At 58.6% G+C, this 3,183-nt stretch carries 2 protein-coding genes and 1 pseudogene; 1 reads left to right on the top strand and 2 read right to left on the bottom strand.

Annotated features, from left to right (window positions below; genetic code table 11):
• Positions 1–796 precede the first annotated feature (796 nt).
• Positions 797–998, bottom strand: a pseudogene (locus tag NKI70_RS33680) (transposase); the annotation flags it as partial.
• The gene (locus NKI70_RS33675; RefSeq protein WP_352726423.1) at positions 998–1,459 is read right to left on the bottom strand and encodes a hypothetical protein; all 462 of its coding nucleotides are present in this window, start codon (positions 1,457–1,459) and stop codon (positions 998–1,000) included. The gene NKI70_RS33675 and the pseudogene NKI70_RS33680, both read right to left, overlap by 1 nt.
• 1,064 nt (positions 1,460–2,523) lie before the next feature.
• Between NKI70_RS33675 and NKI70_RS33670 the strand changes: the two genes are divergently transcribed.
• Positions 2,524–2,835, top strand: coding sequence for a PilZ domain-containing protein (locus NKI70_RS33670; RefSeq protein ID WP_352450276.1), 312 nt, complete (start codon positions 2,524–2,526; stop codon positions 2,833–2,835).
• The last annotated feature ends 348 nt before the right edge of the window (positions 2,836–3,183 follow it).

The following is a 3,183-nucleotide window of genomic DNA, read 5'->3' as shown; positions in this document are numbered from 1 at the left end:
AGGAAGTCTCGATACCGAGGCCCGCACCGCCGACGACAATCGGCAAAGACAGAGCAAAAATAGTAGCAACGTTGCCGCTCTCGCCTGTTTGTCGCAGACGGCTAACAAACCGCCTCAAGATACGGGCACCCCATTCCATGGAAATATTTAAGCCAGGATGAATGAAGGAACGACTAAGGATTTCATTCCATTTGATATGGGCACTCTTTAGCCCCGACCGGCACAAAGTCCGGCGACCGCATTCGGCCAGCTGCTCGGCGTTGGGCGCACCCGAGCGACCCGCGAGCGGCTATGGAAGCGGCGCCAGGAGCATGCCGGGCCGCCGCCAAAGGGCATGAAGCGCCCAGCCACCCAATGGGTCAAGCCGGGGCTGATTGGCCGCGTAAGCATGTGCACCGCGAAGAGGGTCTACGCAACGCCTCGCTGCTGGACTTCCGGGATCAGGATTAGGGCGACACCGGCCATGCCGCGCCTCACCCTTGGGCAAAGCCGCCTAGGCTTACCGCAAAGCAGAGTTGAGTTTTCGCAACGCGGCCGATAGCCTGTGCTTTTCGAAGATCGCTAGCTTCTGCTGATAAGTGATCCGCACCTTGGCGTTGCACCCGTGGCATCTGAAGTGCGCGATCGTTCTTAGTGCAGAGCCTTTCCTTACTGCCGGATAGGAGCAATCCGGACAATTGAATGTGAGCGCAACATTAGATAAGTCTTTGGCTAAACCCATTTTCAGATCGTGTCCCAGGATGTGGTGGAGCTGACGGCTTGCTCGCCGCGCTCTCCGGCATGGGGGCCGGGATGATCAGCGTGCCACCGCTGGCAGGCTGATGAGCGGATCATCGCTCATTTGGCTGATGGTTTCCAGTGTCATGTATCTGGCTTGGACGGCCCATTCGTCGTTCTGCTCAAAGAAGGAGCGCGCGTACGAGGTGGACGATAGCGTCGTTGGGCAAGATGCCGACGACCTCGGTCCGCCGCTTAATCTCGCCGTTGAGCCGCTCAATCACGCGCAGAGTTCCTGGACTGATGCTCGGCTGCCGGCAACTTGCTCGCCAGCCAGGCGGTGGTCGGGGAGACTGGCCAGCCACACGCTGGTGATTCCAACCTGTGCCGATGTGCCAATCAGCAACCTTCGTCGGTCTTTTTCACCTGGCCCGGCGCGGCGGCTCTTGGCTGCCGTGTCCTGCTGACCTGGCGCCGCCTGCTGAGCGCTGCCAGTCTGCTGGCCGGGCGCGCAGTCTCTGGCCGAGTTCGGATTTGTGGTGCCGCTGGTGGTGGTCGTGTCGGTGCCCTGATCGCCGGACATGTTGGTGCCGCTGCTCGTCGCGCCGGTGCCCTGATCCGTCGTGCTGGGCATGGTTGTCGTGGTCGAGGTTCCGCTCGTTGAGGTTCCGCTCGTCGTCTGGGCAAAGGAAAGCCCGGCCGACAGCGCCAGCACGGCCGAAGCCAAAAGGATGCGTTTCATCTTCTTTCTCCTGTCTAAATGCGCGGGGTGCGCTGTAAATCCAACAGGCCCGCAGACAGAAAGAGTGTTCCCCGATGAAGCTCAACTTTTGTAACTCTGACAACGATGAGCCTTTTGAGACGATTCATCGCCGTTGGCTCCGCTGCGGCATGTTTGCCTTCGGTCTCCTTTGCAGATTTGCGCAACGATTAGACCGAAAATAGTCGCGATTTCGCCCGTCGGTTGCATTCCGGCCTCGAACACGTTATTTTTGACGCTAGCGTTCCCGGGGGGGAAGGTGGATGAGCATCGTCCAAAGGGTCGGTCCAGTTCTAGAACAGGCGATTGCCGCAATCCTCAACAGGGCGGACCGGGGGGACACCGTCTCGGTTAAAGCCGCATTATACCACGTTCGGCAGTCTGCGCCTGATTTGACACTATGCGACGACCATATAACCGAGGCTATCCTCGAAGTCGCTGCGGCCCTTGACCTGTTGGTGGCTTTCGATAGTCGCGAGTAGCCGATCCATCGAGCGTAGCGGTTTGATAGGAACGGCCCGGCAGCCAATCGGGGGGACCAGCGGCCGCTGGCGCTAACTAAGCTAGCGACAATTGGGTCGTTCGCCGGTTGCGCAAGTTATAGGCCATCTCATGCATCATTGCTTATTTGGTAATCTGATTATGTTCCGTTGCCCTAGCCGCCGGATCTCACGATCCAGACTCGGTTCCTTGCGTAGGTGGCCAGGCGCCGGCACCAGCCGGCTGGAGTTCATTGAGCCTTGATGCCGACCTTGGTCGAGAAGCCGCCCGAGGGCGACGCCTGGATACACGAGGTGGAGTTCGACGGCTACTGGGCCTGTCTGCCGGAAGGTCAGCATTTAGGTCGGCGTCGACCAGAAGCTTGGAACCGTGTTGATCGGCATGTCGGCAAACGCGGGACCTTTTCTAGATCATTGCCTTTTTCTGCGCGACCCGACAGATTCACCTGAGCATGCCCTGTAATGTCACGAAATAGGGCAACATGACCCATCCATTGCTGCGCGTCTGTGTTCGGTATTACCTAGGGGCGAATTGACATTTTATCGATGGCAAACACCGGGAACCCAGTTGATGAGAGATCCGACGAGCATCGGCGCGAGCGCCGCCAACGTGTGCTAAAGGGCGGGACGATCATCACCGGGATCCAGAATTCCGAGATCAGCTGCACCTTGCGCAATCAGCATGAGGGGGGCGCTGAGCTGAAGGTCGCGCCCGATGCCCGGGTTCCCGATCGCTTCTTGCTCTACGTGTCGGTCGATGGAGTTGCCTATCGATCGGAGGTTCGCTGGCGTCGCAACGACCGCATCGGCGTCAAATTCACCGGCACCGAGCCAAAACCGAAACTTCACTACGGCTGACCGACGGTAAGATGAAAGTCAGACTTTTTCTGGCACTCGCCAGTTATTTTTCATGTCCCGAACAGCACAAGTTGCACCGCACATTCTTGCCGAGGACAGCCTGGACAGGACGGGAACTGCGCAGCCGTCCTTGAAACCGCTTTCACGGCTCTCATTCCTCTTGCATCGAGCAAGGCTGGACGGCTGAAGAGACTGCCACCGCACTTTGTAACTTCGCCAAGAGACCACCTTGAACAGCTCAAGGCGACGACATCGACTTAAGTGTAAGCGCTGTTGTGGGACCACCTTTCGGGAGTGGTCGCGATCTGTGAGGTTGCCGATCCTGTATTGGGATCGGAGATCGGCTTG

This window comes from Mesorhizobium sp. M0500, from assembly GCF_040321165.1.
Classification (GTDB): domain Bacteria; phylum Pseudomonadota; class Alphaproteobacteria; order Rhizobiales; family Rhizobiaceae; genus Mesorhizobium.
Note: the sequence above shows the minus strand (reverse complement) of the source record. Positions and strands in the feature narration are given on the sequence as shown.

Bases quoted from the DNA above. Each gene is read 5' to 3' on its own strand.
- NKI70_RS33675 (WP_352726423.1), bottom strand. From the start codon at position 1,459: ATGAAACGCATCCTTTTGGCTTCGGCCGTGCTGGCGCTGTCGGCCGGG.
- NKI70_RS33670 (WP_352450276.1), top strand. From the start codon at position 2,524: ATGGCAAACACCGGGAACCCAGTTGATGAGAGATCCGACGAGCATCGG.